At 67.7% G+C, this 409-nt stretch carries 1 protein-coding gene and 1 pseudogene; both read left to right on the forward strand.

Annotation, left to right across the window (positions count from 1 at the left end; all coding sequences use genetic code 11):
• Window positions 1–217: pseudogene (locus K9U40_RS24240) on the forward strand (ATP-dependent DNA ligase); the annotation flags it as partial.
• Window positions 214–409: hypothetical protein (locus K9U40_RS24245; protein WP_282892593.1), on the forward strand; the 196-nt coding region annotated here is incomplete at its 3' end. The pseudogene K9U40_RS24240 and the gene K9U40_RS24245, both read left to right, overlap by 4 nt.

Genomic DNA, 409 nt, shown 5'->3' on the forward strand with positions numbered 1-409 from the left:
TGATCGCTGGATCCGCGCCAATACCCGCGAGCGCTTTGGCCCGGTGCGCAGCGTACGCCCCGAACACGTCTTCGAACTGGGCTTCGAGGCGGTCAACCGCAGCAGCCGGCACAAGTCCGGTATCGCCGTACGCTTTCCACGCATCCTGCGCTGGCGCCACGACAAGCCAGCCAGCGAGGCCGATCAGCTGGCTACCCTGCAGGCGCTGGCGCGATGAACCGCAGCCAGGCACTACGCCGGCTGGAAGACTGGTTCGCGTCGAAAGGCTGGCGCTCGTTGCCGTTCCAGCGCGCGATGTGGCGGCACTATCTCGCCGGCGGATCCGGGTTGCTGCACACGCCCACAGGCAGCGGCAAGACACTGGCGATGTTCGGGGGACCGCTGCTGCAGGCCATGATCGACCCACCGC

It is taken from the genome of Xanthobacter autotrophicus (assembly GCF_030015065.1).
GTDB classification, from domain to species: domain Bacteria; phylum Pseudomonadota; class Alphaproteobacteria; order Rhizobiales; family Xanthobacteraceae; genus Xanthobacter; species Xanthobacter autotrophicus_D.